The organism is Adhaeribacter soli, assembly GCF_008727925.1.
GTDB lineage: Bacteria > Bacteroidota > Bacteroidia > Cytophagales > Hymenobacteraceae > Adhaeribacter_A > Adhaeribacter_A soli.
This window is the reverse complement of the sequence record NZ_VTWT01000010.1, coordinates 163,470-180,627: the sequence shown is the minus strand read 5'-3', so window position 1 is coordinate 180,627 and position 17,158 is coordinate 163,470. Positions and strand designations below refer to the sequence as shown.

Below are 17,158 nucleotides of genomic sequence, written 5' to 3'. Positions count from 1 at the left end.
CGTAGGGTTTAAACCCTACGCTACAGAGAAATTTTGATTTATGAGATAACTTCTAGCTGCTTCCACTAGTTTGATCAGATGCTTCCACCTTTACAAACTGGCTAGTAAAAAAGTCACAAGTTACTGCTCCGCCTAACCTTGCTATATGCTTTGGCGACAAATAAAAAGGCGATCCTGATGGATCGCCTTTTAAAGTATCTAGAAATTTTCTACTTCACTCTGTCGGGTATTCAGAAGAAATATCAGGTTTTCAGAAGTTGATTCAATTACTTCACGACTTCTTCCAGTTCCATGTAATCGAGCACCGGATTGTCCTGGAATTCGCCTTCCCAGCGGGCAATTACGGCGGTGGCCAGGCAGTTACCCAGTACGTTAACAGAGGTGCGGGCCATGTCCATTAATTCGTCAATTCCCAATATAATAAAGATCGGTTCTACGGGTAAATTAAAGGAAGCCGCGGTGCCTAACAGGATCACCAAGGAGGCCCGCGGTACGCCGGCCACGCCTTTGGAAGTCAGCATCAGGGTGAAAACCATGAGCAATTGTTCGCCCCAGCTTAAGTGAATGCCAGCGGCCTGAGCAACGAAAACGGAAGCCAACGATAGATAAAGCGTGGTGCCGTCGAGGTTGAAGCTGTAGCCCATCGGCATTACGAAGGCTACCGTTTTACGCGGCACCCCGATGGCTTCCATGGCTTCCATGGCGCGCGGTAAAGCGGCTTCGGAAGAGGTGGTAGCAAACGCAATGGAAATAGGCTCGGCTACGGCTTTCAGGAAACGTTTGATTGGGATGCGGAACATTAAGGCAGCCGGGAACAGCACGAGTAATATAAAGGCAATCAAGGCTACGTACAACGTGAGGAGGAGCTTGAACAGGTTTACCAGAATACCGAAGCCCATGTGCCCAACGGTATACGCGATGGCCGCGCCTACCGCAATTGGCGCCAGGTACATGATAATGTTGGTGAACTTGAACATGGTTTCGGCCAGGCTTTCGGCAAAATTCAGCATCGGGCGGCGTTTTTCGGCGCTCAGCATGGCCAGGGCAAACCCGAAGATCACGCTGAAAACCACGATCTGCAGCACCTGGCCTTCGGCAATGGATTTGGCAATATTTTCCGGGAAAACGTGCAGAATAATGTCGGAAATAGTTTGCTTGGGCGGGGCCTGAATTTCCCCGTGGTCGGCACCTCCTTTTAATACAATGCCAACACCTGCCTGAGAAATGTTAATGGCCGCCAGACCGATGAAAAGGGCAATGGTGGTAACTACTTCAAAATAAACAAGCGCCTTGATCCCCATTTTGCCCACCTGTTTCATGTCCGAATGGCCGGCAATACCAACCACCAGCGTAGCGAAAATGAGCGGCGCAATAATGGTTTTGATCAGTTTCAGGAAGACCTTGCTGAAAATATTGAGGTGCATGGCTATTTCCGGAAAGTCGTTGCCGATCTCGGCCCCGATCACCATGCTGACCAGAATCCAGGTAGTAAGATTTTTCCGAACGACGGCATAGCCAACCAGTACGGCAATGGCGGCCCATCGTACGCCGGCGGCCACCACTTCAGGCACATTAATAAACCCGTAAAGATTCAGCACAGTAAGAATAGCGGCCAGCGTAAGGGAAATAAAGGCTGCTATGGCAAAGGTTTTACTTTTAGAAGATCGCATTCGGAAAAGGGTAATAGTTTGGGCCGAAAAAGTACAAAGCCCCGGCAAAGTGCCCGGCAGGTAGTTTTCCGGCATTAAAAGTAATCATAAGTTTTCAATCGGGAAACCTGCACCCAAAAACTGTTCTGTTTCGGGCAACACCGTTGGTCCTGTTTTTTGGAAACTGCCGGAAATAAACGCAATTTCGCCGGTGGCTTAAACTGAGCCGGAATTCTAATCTGAAACCATGCTGAACTGGCACATCGAGGCGCTTGCCCTGGAACTGAAATACACCTGGAAAATATCCCGCAATGCCTCGGCCGGCAAAATAAACCTGTTCGTGCGCGTTACCGACGGGCAGCATACCGGCATCGGCGAGGCCGCGCCCAATATCCGTTATAACGAAATTCCTCAGAACCTTATTTTACAGTTCGGGAAACTGGTTGCCGCCGGCCTGAATAATGTACAAACTTTGGAAGAGCTTTTTTATCTGCTCGAAAGCCATAAACCGGCCAATGCCTTGCGGTTTGCGGTAGAATCGGCCTACGTGCATTTTATTTGTCAGCGGGGCAACCTTACCGTACCGGAATTCCTGGGAGTTCCTCAACCGCAACCCATGGCCACTACTTATTCGGTGCCGATCATGGAACCAGGAAACGTGGCGGAATTCATTCAGGAAAATGAGCTGAGTCGTTTTCAGGCCTTAAAAGTGAAAGTAGATCAGGAAACCTGTCTGGAACTGGTGCAGGAAGTTTCGCGGAATTTCTCCGGGCCTTTGCTCATAGATGCCAACGAAGCCTGGACCGATCCGGAAACGCTGCTGAATTTCTTCGAAAACCTGAAGCCTTACAACATCCTGTTCATTGAGCAGCCCATGCCGGCTACCGAAACCGAAGGGTATGTTTATCTGAAGAAAAAGTCGCCTTACGATATTTATGCCGACGAATCGGTTCTCGACGATCCGGACTGGGATGCCTTGCAGCAGCAGTTTCACGGGGTAAATATGAAACTGATGAAGGCCGGCGGGTACCTGAGGGGAAAATTCATTCTGGAAGAAGCCCGGCGAAGAGGGATGAAAACCATGATCGGGTGCATGATCGAAACCTCGCTTGGTATCTGGAGCGCTATGCAGCTAAGCGGGCTAGCCCAAACGGCCGACCTCGATGGTTTTCTAATTATCAGGGAGGACCCGTTCAAAATTGTGCGCGAAGAAAACGGCGTGCTGCACGTGGGGTAGGAAATTTAATCAGAGTACTTTTCCAGACCTGAACCTTAGCCTTTTGCATTCCTAGGATTTCGCCTTTATATTATGGAAACTCTATGTCAGGTGCTTATTTCCCGGTTTTCAAAAATCGTTTCTAATAAATAATTATACCTTAAACCCCGAATCCTGCCTTTTAAAGCACATTTCAAAATTTTTTTGAAAATATTTGAAACTAATGTTTGTACATTTAATGTATGTACATATATTTGCAATGTAATTGAGGGGCAGCGGGCATGCAGCTTATGAGAATAGAAGACGAAATAAAGCAGAAGGCATTTAAAGATGAGTTTCACAAGGCTCAGATAAATGTAATTTACACTGCCGGACACCTGGAGGAAAAGCAAGGCGCCATTTTTAAACCTTTTGGGGTTACGCTGCCGCAATTTAACGTGCTCCGCATTTTGCGCGGGCAGCACCCGGAGCCGGCAACCGTGAGTTTGATCATCGAGCGGATGCTGGACAAGACTTCCAACGCTTCGCGGATCGTGGATAAACTGGTGGCCAAGGAGTTGGTAACGCGTAAGCAGTGCCCTAACGACCGGCGTTCGGTAGACATCCTGATCACGGAAAAAGGACTGGCGCTGTTGAAAAAAATTGATACGGCCATGCAGAACCAACAGATTGGTCTGCAGAACTTAACCGAAGCCGAAGCCAGGGAACTGAACCGGCTGCTCGATAAGGTCCGGGATTAAGAACAGAAGTGATTACTGAAAGCAATAAAAAAACAAAAAATTAAACTCAACCAACAAACAAAAATGAAAAAGTTAATCTTATCTGCAGCGTTAGCATCTGCCGTAGTATTTTCGCCAGCTTTTGCCGGTAACACTACCGATAAATCGAAAGCTAAAACTGAAAAAGCGGTTAAAGCCGACAAAACTTTAAAAGTAAACACGGCTGCCAGCAAACTGGTTTGGAACGGTAAAAAAGTAACCGGTGAGCACACTGGTAACATCAACGTTTCGAACGGTAACTTGCTGATCGCAAAAAATAAACTGGTAGGCGGTACTTTCGACATCGACATGAACTCGATCACGTGTACTGATATTACCGATGCAGAATACAACGGTAAATTTGTTGGTCACATGAAAGCGGATGATTTTTTCGCAACCGACAAATACCCGAAAGCTACTTTCAAGATCACGAACCTGGCTCCGATTAAAGGTGCAAAACCAGGCGCGGCTAACTACAACGTAACCGGCGATCTGACTATTAAAGGCATTACCAAACCAGTTACTTTCCCGGCTACTGTTAAAGTAGAAGGCAACAAAGCTACTGCCCAGGGTACTGCTACTGTAGACCGTACGAAATACGATATTAAATACGGTTCTAAATCATTCTTCGAAAGCATCGGCGACAAAGCGATCAACGATGATTTCACCCTGAATTTCAACGTTGTTGCGCAGCAATAATTAGTTGAAACCCGATTTGAAAAAGCAAATTGTGTGTGTGTGATGATAAAGTGATTTTGCAATTTCAAATACCAAGCTATAATGCTCTCACACAAAAGGCCCCCGGATTTTTCGGGGGCTTTTTGTTTAGGATCAGGATTTACAGAATTTTAGAATTTACAGAATTTTAAGAATTTTTCTGAAATAGGAATTTGTAGAAATAATGCCTTGTTTCTAAGTACTTCATAAAGGTTAAATTGTCGGATTTTACTGTTCGCCGTTGTTGCGTGTTTTCACCAACAACCATGCTTCAGCCTGCTTTTACCCAACAAATAAAACTTTATCGAGCACTAGCGCTTCCGGTTTTTGATTCAGAGCACTACCGTTTTTTACTTTACCGCCTCAAAGGTTTCAGGCAAAACAAACGAAAGCGGCTTTTTGCGGTTGTGCAGCACTTCCAGGTATTCATTTAGTTCGTCTTCGTATTCGATGTAATAATCTTCGTCCAGGTTCTTCTTTACCAGTTGGGCCGTTTTTAAAACCAGGCGCGCGGTAGCGGTATAGAAACTCTTGTAAAAACTATCGAACTGGCCGGTGAAATTCTGGAAGATGAGGCGGAGCAGGTACAAATGCAGGTCCACTTCGCCTTTTACGTTCTTGGTTACTTTCTTAAAACGCGCAATTTCCTTCATGCTTTTCCGGAGCGAACGCGTTAAACTTTTGCTCAGACTTCTTCCCGTCAACCCATACATCAGGTCGTGTATTTTCTCCGAAGTTTCCTCCACCAATTGCTCCACCGGAATATCCAGCAGCTCAAACGCAATAATGTCGTAAAGCTCCGCATCACGCCGCACAGCTTTTAAAAGCAAAGCCTCCTTTTCCTTGTCTGTCAGTTGCTTAATGGCTTTTTTGAATTCGGCGCTCGGTACGGGCATGCTTTAATGTGCTGATTGTTTAATGTGCAAATGTGCTATTGAAATTGTAAAGTTAAACTGGAATTTGGGTTTCTGGTTGCGAAACTTGTCTGAACTATGATTTATTTGATTCAAAGGATGTGAAAATCCTAAGATTTTGATTTTCCCATGTACGGACAGGGCTTGACCTGTCCCCACGCATATTGCGATAAATTAGCTGATTAATTTCAGGCATAAGAAAATCAGTAGCCCAAAAGGAAAAAAAAATAGCCTTTCGTAGCGCAGGGTTTAAACCCTGCGCTACGAAAGGCTATTTTTTTTTCCTTTCCCGTCTGCTTCAGCAGACGGATATTAATTCACCGTCGGAGCAGCGTTCATCAGGAAATCGTCGAAATACTGCGTCACCTTGTTCATTAAATGCACGCGGTCTTTGCCCAGCACGTTGTGCGGGTGGCCCGGGTACATGAAATAATCGATCTGCTTGCCGGCATCTACGGCTTTCTTGGTGTAGGTCATGCTGTGCTGCCAAACTACCACGTCATCGATCGTTCCGTGGATCATCAGAAGGCGGCCTTTCAGGTTCGGGATGTACTGGTAAAGCGTATTGGTTTTGTAACCTTCCGGGTTTTCCTGCGGGGTATCCATGTAGCGTTCGGTGTACATTACTTCGTATAAGTTCCAATCGATAACCGGACCGCCGGCTACGCCAACTTTAAATACATCCGGCGTGCGGGTCATTAAAGAAGTGGTCATGAAGCCGCCGAAGCTCCAGCCGTGAATACCTACTCGATTTGCATCTACAAAAGGCTGGCTTTTCAAATGGTTGGTGCCGGTAATTACGTCCTGCATTTCCAGGGTACCCAGTTGCCGGTGAATGGCCGATTCAAAAGCAAATCCACGACCCGCGGAACCGCGCGTATCTACCGTGAAAACCACGTAACCCTTTTGGGCCATCAGTTGCATCCAAAGGTTGGAGCCGCCCAGCCAGCTTTCGGTAATTAATTGTGCGTGCGGACCACCATATATGTAAACCACCGCCGGGTATTTCTTATTCTTATCGAAGTTCGGCGGCGTGATCATGCGGCAATACAGATCCGTTCCGTCTTCCGCTTTTATCGGGAATAATTTGGTTTCGCCTAAGGCATAATCTTTCAGCGGATTTGGAGCCACCAGCAATGTATTTTTTACTTTAGAGTCGGTACCGATAATGCGAATCGTGCGTGGGACAATAGAGCTGCTGTAGTTATCCAAAATATAGCTTCCGTTAGCGCTCAGCGTAGCGTTGTGCGTGCCGGAACCCTGGGAAATGCGTTCCACCGCGCCGGAATTTACGTTGGCAGCATATACATGGCGCTCCAGCGGACTTTCGGCAGTGCTGCGGTAAATTACCCGGCCGCCTTTATCGAAACCCAGTACGTCGGTTACCATCCAGTTGCCTTTGGTTACCTGACGGATCACGTTGCCATTCGTATCGTACAGGTACAAGTGGTTGAAACCGTCGCGTTCGCTCAGCCACAGGAATTTGCCGGCATCTTTCGGCAGGAAAAACAAGCCTTCTTCCGGCTCTACGTATTTCTCGTTTTTCTCTTCGAACAGCGTTTTTACAAAATTCCCGGAAGCCACATCGTACTGATTCAGTTTCATGTGGTTCTGTTCCCGGTTCACTACCGCCAGGTAGATCGATTTTTCGTCGGGGCTCCAGGTAAGGTTGGTTAAATATTGGTCTAACGGTTCGCCGGTTTTCAGGAAAACCGTTTGTTTGGAGTTCAGGTTGTAAACGCCAATGGTTGCATGGTGGCTTTTGCCGCCCGCCATCGGGTATTTAATATTGCGCACCGTAGCCGGCGTGTTGTTGATCTCCAGAATAGGGTAATCCGAAACCATGCTTTCATCCACGCGGGAGAAGGCCAGGGAATTTCCGGAAGGCGACCAGAACGTACCTTTGGTAATGCCGAATTCGGAACGGTGATAGGTTTGTCCGCTCACAATGTTCAGCATGGTTTCATTGGTAACAGCCACATCCGGCGCGCCTTTCTGCGAAATGTACAGGTTATTGGCTTTGGTGTAGGCAATTTTCTGCTTGGTCGGGTCCAGTTCGCCGTTTTCGGCTTCATCGGCAATACTCGTAACCAGGCTGGCTGCTTTTTTCTTTACATCGAAATTGTAGAGTTTGCCCTTTACCGTAACCACGAAATTGTTCTTGTCGCGCCACTGGATCAACGGGAAACCGTTCTGTTTTTCGGCCCCGGCTTTCTGCAGCGCATCGCTGAAATCGTCGAGCTTCAGAATATCGTCTTCTTTCTTTTTACCGGCGGTGCCGCGCACCAGTTTGTCTTTTTTATCGTCGGCCTTCAGGTACGCGTAATCGTCGGAATTCGGGATCCAGCCCAGTTGTTTGAGGTTGGCCGGCACCAATGCCCGGTTCAGGTGGGCATCTTCCATGGTGAGCATTTTGTTCTGCGCGGCCAATGGCTGCACGTACAACCAGGCGCTCAGCAAAAGCAGCAACGCCGTTAACCGACGTTTTTGAAAGGCTTGAAGCATGTTTTATTAATTAAAAATTAAAAATTAGGAATTAGAAATTGGTAGGGTTTGGAGCTGAAAAAGCCGGCCCTTGTCCATTGGGTAAAGATACGAAGTTTTGAATTAAGGATTTGGTGTACGGAATGTGCGGTTTCGGGCGAAGTTTTGAAAAGTAAACTATTTACGAAAAGAGTGCGTTACTAAATAAGTACTTATATTTGTACTTAATAACTTATTATAACTTATTGCCATGATTGCTGCCAACTTTACTGAGTTCAGATTAAACCTGAAATCGTATTTGGATAATGTTGAAAACAACAACGAAACCTTAATCATTAAACGGGGTGCCGGGAAGGGTGCTGTCATGATTTCGCTGGAAGAATATAATTCGATTCTGGAAACGGTTCATTTGCTTCGTTCCAAAAAAAATGCCGACCGGCTTTACGAGTCCATTCAACAAATGAAAGCCGGTAAAACTGTAAATAAAGGCTTGATAGAAGAGTAATGAAAATTACTTTCTCTAAAAATGGCTGGGAAGATTATGTTTCCTGGCAGACGGAAGATAAAAAGATGCTCAAAAAAATTAATGAGCTGATAAAAGATATTACCCGAACGCCATTTGAGGGAATAGGAAAACCAGAACCGCTAAAGTATGATTTGGCTGGTTACTGGAGCAGAAGAATTGACCGAGAGCATCGTTTGGTTTATCAGTACTTGGAAGGTGAAGTACTAATTTACAGTTGCCGTTATCATTATGATTGATTCCAATTTTAATTAATCGAATCAGATTGAATAGATGGATTGAATTTAACTCCTCCAAAACCAAATTTAAAGTCACAGTTAGCAAGATTGTATGGCTTTTTTTCTGTAATTGAATTTATTACACAATTCTCTTCTTCTGTTGAGTTTATAATTTGCCAGCGTTTTAATCCCTTCTTTTTAATGTGTTTTACAATTACATCTAATGCAGGATTAAAAATAGTATCTTTAGGCGATGCAATTTTTACAATAGCCTCGCGTCCATCTTTCAGAGTGTCAGTTGATATTGAATCTCTTAGAAATCTTTCTAAATTAGAAAGCTTAATTTGGGAAAAGTCTTCAGGAGTTAAATCTAAGCGCTCTGGTCTTGAGAAGTCAACTCCAGTGCCACAAAAATATATTGGACCTCTTTTGTTGTGATAAAAGATTTGGTTAGACCCAATTAATATAAAGTTATAGTTTCCATAAAAGAATGGGAATAGACGTGGTGGTTTAGGTTGACTTATAAAAACAGTTTCACCATTAATTTCTAAAGTTTCAACTTCTGAAGGTTGTTCTAAGTCTGGATGTTTAATTATATAATAAAATTTTTGTTTTTCTCCTTTATTGGAATTGCACCTCAAGAAAGTAAAGACAAGAATGCTTAGGATTAAATACTTGGATATAATCGAAACTTTGAACATTTTGTAATATATCACTTAGTAAAATTATTCCCAAATTCCCCCAAAATAAACCCACCCAAAAGGAATTCTCACCCCCTTCCGTTTGTTCTTAAAAGCCAGCCAGCATGGCCTGGTTGCCGTAGAATTTGCCTCGGAAAAATCCGTAGTTTTTCGTAAATTTGTAAGATGAATACAGCTACCGAAACCTTATACCAGGACGATGTGCTTCTTTTGGAAGAAGTAACCGATGTGCGTAACCTCGTGGTTTACAACGACGATGTAAACACCTTCGACCACGTGATCGAAACCCTGATGGACGTGTGCAACCACACCCCGGAGCAGGCCGAACAGTGCACGCTGCTCGTTCATTACAAAGGCAAATGCGTTGTGAAAATGGGCGAATTCGAGCTGCTGGCCGGCATGTGCACCGCCATTCACGACCGCGGCATTTCTGCCGATGTTGTTTAAATTTTATTCTGCTAAGTGAATTTTCCTTCCAAGTTAATAGAAAATGCCGTTGAAGAGCTGGCCAAACTCCCGGGTATCGGGCGGAAAACGGCTTTGCGACTGGCTTTGCATTTGCTCAAAACCGAAACGGAACAAACCGTAGGCATGGCCGACGCGCTGCTTAAAATGCGGACGCTGATCACCTATTGCAAAACCTGCCACAACATCTCCGATTCGGAAACCTGCAGTATCTGCGCCAATCCCGGCCGCGACCACAGCCTCGTTTGCGTGGTTTCGGATATCCGCGACGTGATGGCGATCGAGAATACCTCCCAGTTTAAAGGCGTTTATCACGTGCTAGGCGGCGTTATTTCTCCGATAGAAGGCATCGGCCCAAGCGACCTGACCATTAATTCGTTGCTGGAGCGCATCCCGGGTTCGGAAATAAAAGAGATTATCCTGGCGCTTAGCCCGACCATTGAAGGAGATACGACCTCGTTCTACATTACCCGCAAGCTCAAAGATTTCAACTTGAAGATTACGAGCATTGCCCGCGGCGTACCGGTTGGCGGCGAACTGGAGTACATTGATGAAATTACCCTCGGCCGGAGTATTGTGGAGCGGAGTAATTACGGTCGGGCGTAGGTTGTCTGAATTAGGATTTTTTGGGATTAGGAGATTAATGGAGCTTTTTGCTTAAAACCTTATCGTTTTTATATCTTGGAAAGCTGTCCTGCAAGGGCAGCTTTTAGTTTTTTAGGGGAAAGGATGATGTTTTGAATTGCCCCTGCCTTCAGGCAGGGGATAAAAGTTGAACCTTAAATGGCTTTAGCCAAAATCACCTTGTTTAAAAATCCTTAGACGTAAGTTTGGCTAAAGCCATTTCTTGTTTCCGTATTCCTCTGCCTAAAGGCAGAGGCAATTCAAATCATGGGAATATTATTGGAGTCGAGCTTTTTTCTTCCAAAACCTTACCATTTTCCAATCCAACCAAACTCCATTACCAAACCCTCAGAAAAAATCTCCATATTTGCTGCTTTGATTCCCCGGATTCCCGTTTGAAAAAGCTTGCCGTAATAATTGTTAACTACAACGTTTGCTACTTTCTGGAGCAGGCGCTGCTTTCTGTGCGCAAAGCGGTGCAGCACCTCGATGCGGAAGTGTGGGTGGTCGATAATAATTCGGTAGATGGCTCGGTGGAAATGGTGCGGGAGAAATTCCCGGAGGTGAAACTGATTGCCAATAAGGTGAATACCGGCTTCAGCAAAGCCAATAACCAGGCCATCCGGGAAAGCAACGCCGAATACGTGTTGCTGCTGAACCCCGATACGGTGGTGGAGGAAGATACCTTCGTAAAGGTCTGCCGCTTTATGGACGAACACCCGGAGGCCGGCGGTTTGGGCGTGAAAATGCTGGATGGCAAAGGCGAATTTCTGCCGGAATCGAAACGGGGTTTGCCTACGCCGTGGGTTGCTTTTTACAAAATCTTCGGCTTTTCTAAGTTGTTCCCGAAATCGAAACGCTTCGGGCGCTACCACCTTGGTTTTCTGGATAACGATAAAATTCACGAAGTTGACGTGTTGAGCGGGGCGTTCATGCTCATGCGGAAAACGACGCTCGATAAAGTCGGCTTGCTGGATGAAGATTATTTCATGTACGGCGAAGACATCGATCTTTCGTACCGGATTACGCAGGGCGGCTACAGGAATTACTACTTTCCGGAAACGCGCATCATTCATTACAAAGGCGAAAGTACCAAGCGCACCAGCGTGAACTACGTGTTCGTGTTTTACCGCGCCATGATCATTTTTGCCCAGAAGCATTTCAGCAGCGGTAACGCGGGCGTTTTTTCGTTCCTGATAAACCTGGCCATTTACTTGCGCGCCGGGGCGGCTATTGCCATGCGGTTTTTCAAGGCGGCGCTGCCGGTTTTGCTCGATGCCGTTATCATTTTCATCGGGATGTTTTTCCTGAAGGAATACTGGCAGGAAAACCACAAATGGGTGCCGACCGATTACCCGCCGCAATTTATGCTGGTAGCCGTGCCGGTTTATATCCTGATCTGGCTTGGTTCGGCTTATTTCAGCGGGGCGTATGACAAACCCTTTAAAACTTCGAGAGCGGTCCGGGGCATTTTTATCGGCACAGTGCTGATCGCGGCTATTTCCAATTTTTTCGATGCTTACCGGTTCTCTAAAGCCCTGATCGTGCTGGGCGGTGCCTGGGCCATTGCCGCAGTGGTCGGACGGAGGTTGCTGGTCCATTTTCTGAAGTACAAAAACCTGCAAATGGGGGAGGTGCAGCAGAAACGCATTGCCATTGTGGGTAGTCAGGCCGAAAGCCGGCGGGTGATAGCTTTGCTGAAAGAAGCGCACGTAGATGCCTCGATGCTGGGCTTTATTTCGAACGATGCCTCTGAACGGACCGCCGGCGATTACCTGGGCGAATTGCGGCAGCTGAACGAAATTATCCAGATCTACGGGGTAAACGAACTGATATTTTGTGGCAAAGATCTGAGTACCAGTCAGATCATCAGCCTGATGGCCCAGATCGAAAACAAAGAGATCGAATTCAAGATTTTGCCCGAAGCCAGCGAATACATTATTGGTTCCAGTTCCAAGACCAGTCAGGGCGATTATTATACCCTCAACATTGAGCTGAACCTCGATAAAAAATCGAACCGGCGGGCCAAGCGGGCGCTAGAGATTTGCCTGAGTTTAGGCTTTATCCTTTTTTCGCCGTTTTTGCTACCGTTTGTGAAAGAGAAAGGAGGCTTTTTCAGCAACTGCTTTGGGGTGTTATTCGGTAACCTGCAATGGGTAGGTTTGCGGCATACCGCGCCGGAAACCCGCAGAAGGCAGCGTGCCGTACTTTCTCCGGCCGACCGCTTCCGGGATACCGCTTTAGACGAAGCAACGGTGCAGCGTCTGGAAGTGCTTTACGCCAAAGATTATACCCCTTCGCTGGACCTGGAAGTGGTATTCAAGGCTTTCCGGAAACTGGGACGGCGTTAGTTCCCGGCCTGGCTGCTATTTGAGGAAAACGTTTATCTTTGTACCATGCAATTAAAGAACGACTTGTTTTTGCGGGCTGCCCGCGGTGAAAAAACCGAACGCACTCCGGTGTGGCTGATGCGCCAGGCCGGCCGCATTTTACCGGAATACCGCGCCGTACGCAGTTCCCTCCGCGATTTTAAGGAGCTGGTGGAAACCCCTGAACTGGCTTCCGAAGTTACCATTCAGCCGGTAGATCTGCTGGGCGTGGATGCCGCCATTATTTTCTCCGACATTCTGGTGGTGCCCGAAGCCATGGGCCTGACCTACGAAATGCAGGAACAAAAGGGGCCGATCTTCCCGCGCACGGTTCAGACTTTAAAAGACATTGAGCAATTGCGCGAAGCCGATCCGGAGGAAGACCTGGGCTACGTGCTGGAAGCGTTACGCATTACCAAAAGAGCGTTGAACGGCCGGGTGCCGCTGATTGGTTTCGCCGGCGCGCCCTGGACGATCTTTGCCTATATGATAGAAGGCAGCGGTTCCAAAACGTTTTCCAAAGCCCGGAAAATGCTTTACACCGAACCGGAAATGGCTCACAAACTGCTCCGGAAAATAACCAATACTACCATTAAATATTTGCAGGCCCAGGTGCAGGCCGGCGCCAACCTGATCCAGGTGTTCGATTCTTGGGCGGGAATTCTGCCGCCGGAGCATTACCGGACCTTTTCTTACGCCTACATTAAAGAAATTTGCGAAGCCCTGCCGGACGTTCCGGTTACGGTTTTTGCCAAAGGCGCTTTCTTTTCCATGCACGATTTCGCGAACCTTCCTTGCCAGGTAATTGGTCTGGACTGGAACATGAACATTGCAGAAGCGCGGGCTGCTTTAGGCCCGGATAAAACCCTGCAGGGAAACCTCGATCCTTGTGCCTTGTACAGCGATTTTGCTACGATCCGCAAGGAAACCATTAAAATGCTGGATGCTTTCGGACCGGACCGCCATATTGCCAACCTGGGCCATGGCGTTTACCCGGATACGAACCCGGATCATGTGCGCTGCTTTATAAACACCGTAAAGGAATACAGCGAACAAATGCGGAAAGCTTAATTGATGTAAAGTACTTATGAAAGGCCGGCAATAAAATGCCGGCCTTTTGTTTTTCACTTGATTCCGGAACCATTTTCCAGAAGGATGAATTTGCTGATTTGAATCGGTATTTATACTGACTGCCGGCCTTTTCATATCTTATGTTAACCATTTTTTGTGAGAGCTTAGCAATTTGGTAATACCTAACGATTGTTTGTTTGTTAAATTCGTGCTGTGTCAGTTGGTTATTTATAAGTTTGAAGGTTAGAATTCATGTCACAAAATCCGATTTCCTTACCCGATCCCAAAACGCATACCTTACTTTTCAGTAATAAACATATCAGCATTTTTCACAATCATGATCATAACTGGTTGTATTGCCGTTGGGAAGGAGAGCGGTCTATGGAAAGTTTTCAGGATGGCAGTGCGCGCATTCTCCACTTCCTGCAACAAACCGGGGTGCATAAAATGATTCTGGACAGTTCTACATATCAGGGGGAAACGCTGGCTGAAATTATAGCGGGCGGTACCGAATTTGCCCGCAAGCTGGCCGATGCCGGGCTGGAATACATGGCCTGGATCTATGGCGACAAAAGCCTGGCTCAGTCAACGGCTGATGAGATCCTGGCCCGGGAAAAAACGGATGTGGTGGTGCTGAATTTCGATAATGTGCGGCTGGCGGAAATCTGGCTGCGATCGCTGAATTAGTTACTGTCGTTACACTAGCAGGAGAAAAAACTCCTTTGGAGGTAGAATCGTTTTATTCTCAAGAAGGCTGGTCTAAGTTTCTAGTCTAAGTTTATAACCCGTTTGCGCTTTCGGATCTATCGATCCTGAAGCATCCTGTTGCGGGTTTATTAACCCGCGTGGACCATTTTCAGGCCACAATCCGGGGATCAATAGATCCCCGGCAGGAAGTTTTCGGATAAAAATATCCGAAAAAGCTGCTTTACTGTCATTACACAAGCACAAGAAAAGTCCCTCTCCAAAGGTAGGGACGTTTCATTCTACCGGATTCTCCCCTTCAGGGGAGTTAGAGGGGTGTTTACACCTGCTGATTTATCAAATAACGTGTTTACACCCCTGTGATCCCCTCAAGGGGATAGTCATTAGCCAGAATGAATCAACCCTGCCCTCTAAAGGGGGACCTTAAAAGACTTGTGTAACCTCAGTTAGCCAAACCGGACTGATAAAATAAAAAGGGGAGCTTTACGCTTCCCTTTCTTCTGTAAGTTCCTGGAAAATATTGAATTCCCGGGCTTCTTCGTAAAGCCGGCTTTTATCGATTGGCACTACACCTACCTGTTCGCAAACCAGGCCGCCGCCTAAGTTGGCCAGGCCGGCCAGTAACGGCAGCGGCGTTTGGCGGGCAAGGCAAAGTGCGGCAATGCTTATAACAGTGTCGCCGGCGCCGGATACATCGGAAATAGCCCTTACGTGGGCATCGATGTAGGTTTTAATGGCGCCGTCGGTGCAGAAAACGCCGCGCTCGGAAAGCGTGATCAGGATATTTTCGGTTTCTAACCGGGCCTGCAGGTCTTCAGCGGCTTTTTCGAACGCTTCGAGGTTGGCATCGGCAAATTCAACTTTCAAACCTTCCTTCAATTCTTTCAGGTTGGGTTTAAAAAGGCTGCAGCCTACGTAGCTCAGGAAGTTCTTTTTCTTCGGGTCTACTACCGTTGGAATGTTGCGTTCGCGGGCCGCTTTAATGAATTGCTGAATGACCGGAGCCGTTAAAACGCCTTTGTCGTAGTCTTCAAAAATAACCACCTGGCAGTTTTCGAGTAGTTTCAGGTAGCGTTCCAGCAGGTGGCGTTCCTCAAATTCGGTCAGGTCGGTTTCTACTTCCGAATCGATGCGGAGCAGTTGCTGGTTGCCGGAAAGAATGCGTTGCTTGATGGTGGTTACCCGTTCCGGAGATTTAATAATGCCTTCCGTAGAAAGTTGTTTATCTTCCAGCAGCCGGATAAAGTCAGCCCCGTCTAAATCATCGCCGATCACGGAGCAAAGCAGCGGCGTAGCGCCTAAAGCCTGCACGTTCAGGGCTACGTTGGCCGCGCCGCCCAGTCGTTTTTCGGTCTTCGTAACATTCACGATCGGCACCGGCGCTTCCGGCGACAAACGCGATGATTTCCCCCATAAGTAGGAGTCGATCATCACGTCACCGACAATGAGAACTTTTAAATCGTTAAAGGAATCGAATAATTCTTTCAATGTATTTAAAAATGGAGCCATTTAAGCAAGTTTAGCCAGGCTGGTCTTTACGCGGTCCAGCGCTTCAATTAGTTTTTCGTCGGCGGCGGCAAACGAGAACCGGATGCATTGCGGCGCGCCAAAGGCATCGCCGCTTACCAAAGCTACGTGGGCATCGTTGAGCAGGTAAAGGCTCAGGTCGTGGGAATCTTTTATCTGGTATTCGCCCCAGGATTTTCCGAAATAAGCGCTCATGTCCGGGAAAATGTAGAAAGCGCCGCTTGGTACGTAAGTTTTAATGCCCGGAATGTTTTTCATCAGATCCAGCACCAGGTCGCGGCGGCGGAGGTAGGCTTCTGTCATTTCCTCGGCTGATTGACGGCCACCTTTTAACGCGCCCACGGCCGCTTTCTGGGCAATGGAGCAGGTACCGGACGTGATCTGGCTCTGCATTTTATCGCAGGCATCGGCAATTTCTTTGGAGGCAGCCAGGTAACCCACGCGCCAGCCGGTCATGGCATAGCCTTTCGAGAAACCGTTTACCGTAACCACCCGGTCCTTAATAAAATCGAACTGGGCCATGCTGTAATGCTGTCCGGAGAAATTGATGTATTCGTAGATCTCGTCGGCAATTACGTGTACCTGCGGGTGCTTTTCCAGGATGCGGGCAAAAGCTTCGAGTTCTTCTTTGGTGAACACCGAACCGGTAGGGTTGCAGGGCGAAGAGTACATTACCAGCTTGGTATTGGAGGTAATGGCGTCTTCTAATTGCTGGGGCAGTACTTTGTAATTGTTTTCGATCTTGCCAACTACCTGCACCGGAATGCCTTCGGCCAGCTTTACGATCTCTTCATAAGAAACCCAGTAAGGCGAGAAAATAATCACCTCATCTCCCGGATTTACCAAACTCAGTACCGCATTGGCAATCGATTGCTTGGCGCCGGTAGAAACCACGATGTTCTCGGGTTTATAATCGAGGTGGTTGTCGCGTTTCAGTTTATCGGCAATAGCCTGGCGGAGCTCCGGATAACCGGCAACCGGCGTGTAAAACGTGAACCCATCGTCGATCGCTTTTTTAGCGGCATCTTTTATGTATTGCGGCGTTTGGAAATCCGGTTCGCCGAAGCTTAAATTTATAACGTCTATGCCTATGGCTACCAGTTCACGGGCTTTTTTTGCCATGGCAATGGTCTGAGATTCAGACAGGGAAACAATCCGGTCGGAAAGAACGGTGCTTAAGGCTTCACTTAGCTGCATATTATTCATCAGTTAGGGGC

At 47.2% G+C, this 17,158-nt stretch carries 16 protein-coding genes; 10 read left to right on the top strand and 6 right to left on the bottom strand.

The window, feature by feature from the left end:
- Nucleotides 1-266: 266 nt before the first annotated feature.
- Complete coding sequence (locus tag F0P94_RS16790) at nt 267-1,670, bottom strand: dicarboxylate/amino acid:cation symporter (protein WP_150905203.1); 1,404 nt, start codon at nt 1,668-1,670, stop codon at nt 267-269.
- Nucleotides 1,671-1,896: 226 nt separating this feature from the next.
- Between F0P94_RS16790 and F0P94_RS16785 the strand changes: the two genes are divergently transcribed.
- From F0P94_RS16785 to F0P94_RS16775, 3 genes are all read left to right on the top strand, one after another.
- The gene (locus tag F0P94_RS16785; protein ID WP_150905179.1) at nt 1,897-2,886 is read left to right on the top strand and encodes an enolase C-terminal domain-like protein; all 990 of its coding nucleotides are present in this window, start codon (nt 1,897-1,899) and stop codon (nt 2,884-2,886) included.
- Between the two features lie 269 nt (nt 2,887-3,155).
- Nucleotides 3,156-3,605 carry a MarR family winged helix-turn-helix transcriptional regulator gene (locus F0P94_RS16780; protein ID WP_150905177.1) on the top strand — a complete coding sequence of 150 codons (450 nt, stop codon included), beginning with the start codon at nt 3,156-3,158 and terminating at the stop codon, nt 3,603-3,605.
- A 63-nt stretch (nt 3,606-3,668) separates the two neighbouring features.
- Nucleotides 3,669-4,322 (top strand): YceI family protein, encoded by a 654-nt coding sequence (locus tag F0P94_RS16775; RefSeq protein WP_150905175.1) that lies wholly within the window; start codon nt 3,669-3,671, stop codon nt 4,320-4,322.
- Nucleotides 4,323-4,690: 368 nt separating this feature from the next.
- Here the strand turns inward: F0P94_RS16775 and F0P94_RS16770 are convergent, their stop codons facing one another.
- A complete protein-coding gene (locus F0P94_RS16770; protein WP_150905173.1) occupies nt 4,691-5,236 on the bottom strand; it encodes a hypothetical protein in 546 nt (181 codons plus the stop codon).
- Nucleotides 5,237-5,566: 330 nt separating this feature from the next.
- Nucleotides 5,567-7,759 carry a S9 family peptidase gene (locus F0P94_RS16765; protein ID WP_150905171.1) on the bottom strand — a complete coding sequence of 731 codons (2,193 nt, stop codon included), beginning with the start codon at nt 7,757-7,759 and terminating at the stop codon, nt 5,567-5,569.
- Nucleotides 7,760-7,988: 229 nt separating this feature from the next.
- On the opposite strand from F0P94_RS16765, the gene F0P94_RS16760 reads away from it, so the two are divergent.
- On the top strand, nt 7,989-8,243 hold the full coding sequence (locus F0P94_RS16760) for a type II toxin-antitoxin system Phd/YefM family antitoxin (protein ID WP_150905169.1): 255 nt from the start codon (nt 7,989-7,991) through the stop codon (nt 8,241-8,243).
- The gene (locus F0P94_RS16755; protein WP_150905167.1) at nt 8,243-8,500 is read left to right on the top strand and encodes a Txe/YoeB family addiction module toxin; all 258 of its coding nucleotides are present in this window, start codon (nt 8,243-8,245) and stop codon (nt 8,498-8,500) included. The genes F0P94_RS16760 and F0P94_RS16755 overlap by 1 nt, the downstream gene beginning before the upstream one ends.
- Before the next feature lie 8 nt (nt 8,501-8,508).
- Here F0P94_RS16755 and F0P94_RS16750 read toward each other — a convergent pair whose 3' ends face one another.
- Complete coding sequence (locus tag F0P94_RS16750) at nt 8,509-9,180, bottom strand: hypothetical protein (RefSeq protein ID WP_150905165.1); 672 nt, start codon at nt 9,178-9,180, stop codon at nt 8,509-8,511.
- Between the two features lie 165 nt (nt 9,181-9,345).
- Here F0P94_RS16750 and F0P94_RS16745 point away from each other — a divergent pair, with 165 nt between their 5' ends.
- The 5 genes from F0P94_RS16745 to F0P94_RS16725 all read left to right on the top strand — a co-directional run bounded on the left by F0P94_RS16745 (nt 9,346) and on the right by F0P94_RS16725 (nt 14,396).
- Nucleotides 9,346-9,627 (top strand): ATP-dependent Clp protease adaptor ClpS, encoded by a 282-nt coding sequence (locus tag F0P94_RS16745; protein WP_150905163.1) that lies wholly within the window; start codon nt 9,346-9,348, stop codon nt 9,625-9,627.
- A 15-nt stretch (nt 9,628-9,642) separates the two neighbouring features.
- On the top strand, nt 9,643-10,251 hold the full coding sequence (gene recR, locus F0P94_RS16740; protein WP_150905161.1) for a recombination mediator RecR: 609 nt from the start codon (nt 9,643-9,645) through the stop codon (nt 10,249-10,251).
- Between the two features lie 413 nt (nt 10,252-10,664).
- Nucleotides 10,665-12,620, top strand: coding sequence for a glycosyltransferase family 2 protein (locus F0P94_RS16735; protein WP_150905159.1), 1,956 nt, complete (start codon nt 10,665-10,667; stop codon nt 12,618-12,620).
- A 45-nt stretch (nt 12,621-12,665) separates the two neighbouring features.
- Nucleotides 12,666-13,709 (top strand): uroporphyrinogen decarboxylase, encoded by a 1,044-nt coding sequence (gene hemE / locus F0P94_RS16730; protein WP_150905157.1) that lies wholly within the window; start codon nt 12,666-12,668, stop codon nt 13,707-13,709.
- Nucleotides 13,710-14,090: 381 nt separating this feature from the next.
- Entirely contained in the window at nt 14,091-14,396 is a 306-nt protein-coding gene (locus F0P94_RS16725) for a hypothetical protein (protein ID WP_150905155.1), read from the top strand.
- A gap of 501 nt (nt 14,397-14,897) precedes the next feature.
- On the opposite strand, the gene F0P94_RS16720 is transcribed toward F0P94_RS16725, so the two are convergent.
- Nucleotides 14,898-15,923: a bifunctional heptose 7-phosphate kinase/heptose 1-phosphate adenyltransferase gene (locus F0P94_RS16720; RefSeq protein WP_150905153.1), complete on the bottom strand. Its 1,026-nt coding sequence runs from the start codon at nt 15,921-15,923 to the stop codon at nt 14,898-14,900.
- Entirely contained in the window at nt 15,924-17,138 is a 1,215-nt protein-coding gene (locus F0P94_RS16715) for a pyridoxal phosphate-dependent aminotransferase (protein ID WP_150905201.1), read from the bottom strand. It abuts the gene before it with no gap.
- Nucleotides 17,139-17,158: the final 20 nt, after the last annotated feature.

Coding starts and splice junctions, on each gene's coding strand:
- F0P94_RS16725 (WP_150905155.1), top strand. CDS start 14,091: ATGGAAAGTTTTCAGGATGGCAGTGCGCGCATTCTCCACTTCCTGCAA.
- F0P94_RS16775 (WP_150905175.1), top strand. CDS start 3,669: ATGAAAAAGTTAATCTTATCTGCAGCGTTAGCATCTGCCGTAGTATTT.
- F0P94_RS16770 (WP_150905173.1), bottom strand. CDS start 5,236: ATGCCCGTACCGAGCGCCGAATTCAAAAAAGCCATTAAGCAACTGACA.
- F0P94_RS16720 (WP_150905153.1), bottom strand. CDS start 15,923: ATGGCTCCATTTTTAAATACATTGAAAGAATTATTCGATTCCTTTAAC.
- F0P94_RS16755 (WP_150905167.1), top strand. CDS start 8,243: ATGAAAATTACTTTCTCTAAAAATGGCTGGGAAGATTATGTTTCCTGG.
- F0P94_RS16780 (WP_150905177.1), top strand. CDS start 3,156: ATGAGAATAGAAGACGAAATAAAGCAGAAGGCATTTAAAGATGAGTTT.
- F0P94_RS16750 (WP_150905165.1), bottom strand. CDS start 9,180: ATGTTCAAAGTTTCGATTATATCCAAGTATTTAATCCTAAGCATTCTT.
- F0P94_RS16765 (WP_150905171.1), bottom strand. CDS start 7,759: ATGCTTCAAGCCTTTCAAAAACGTCGGTTAACGGCGTTGCTGCTTTTG.
- F0P94_RS16745 (WP_150905163.1), top strand. CDS start 9,346: ATGAATACAGCTACCGAAACCTTATACCAGGACGATGTGCTTCTTTTG.
- F0P94_RS16760 (WP_150905169.1), top strand. CDS start 7,989: ATGATTGCTGCCAACTTTACTGAGTTCAGATTAAACCTGAAATCGTAT.
- F0P94_RS16790 (WP_150905203.1), bottom strand. CDS start 1,670: ATGCGATCTTCTAAAAGTAAAACCTTTGCCATAGCAGCCTTTATTTCC.
- hemE (WP_150905157.1), top strand. CDS start 12,666: ATGCAATTAAAGAACGACTTGTTTTTGCGGGCTGCCCGCGGTGAAAAA.
- F0P94_RS16715 (WP_150905201.1), bottom strand. CDS start 17,138: ATGCAGCTAAGTGAAGCCTTAAGCACCGTTCTTTCCGACCGGATTGTT.
- F0P94_RS16785 (WP_150905179.1), top strand. CDS start 1,897: ATGCTGAACTGGCACATCGAGGCGCTTGCCCTGGAACTGAAATACACC.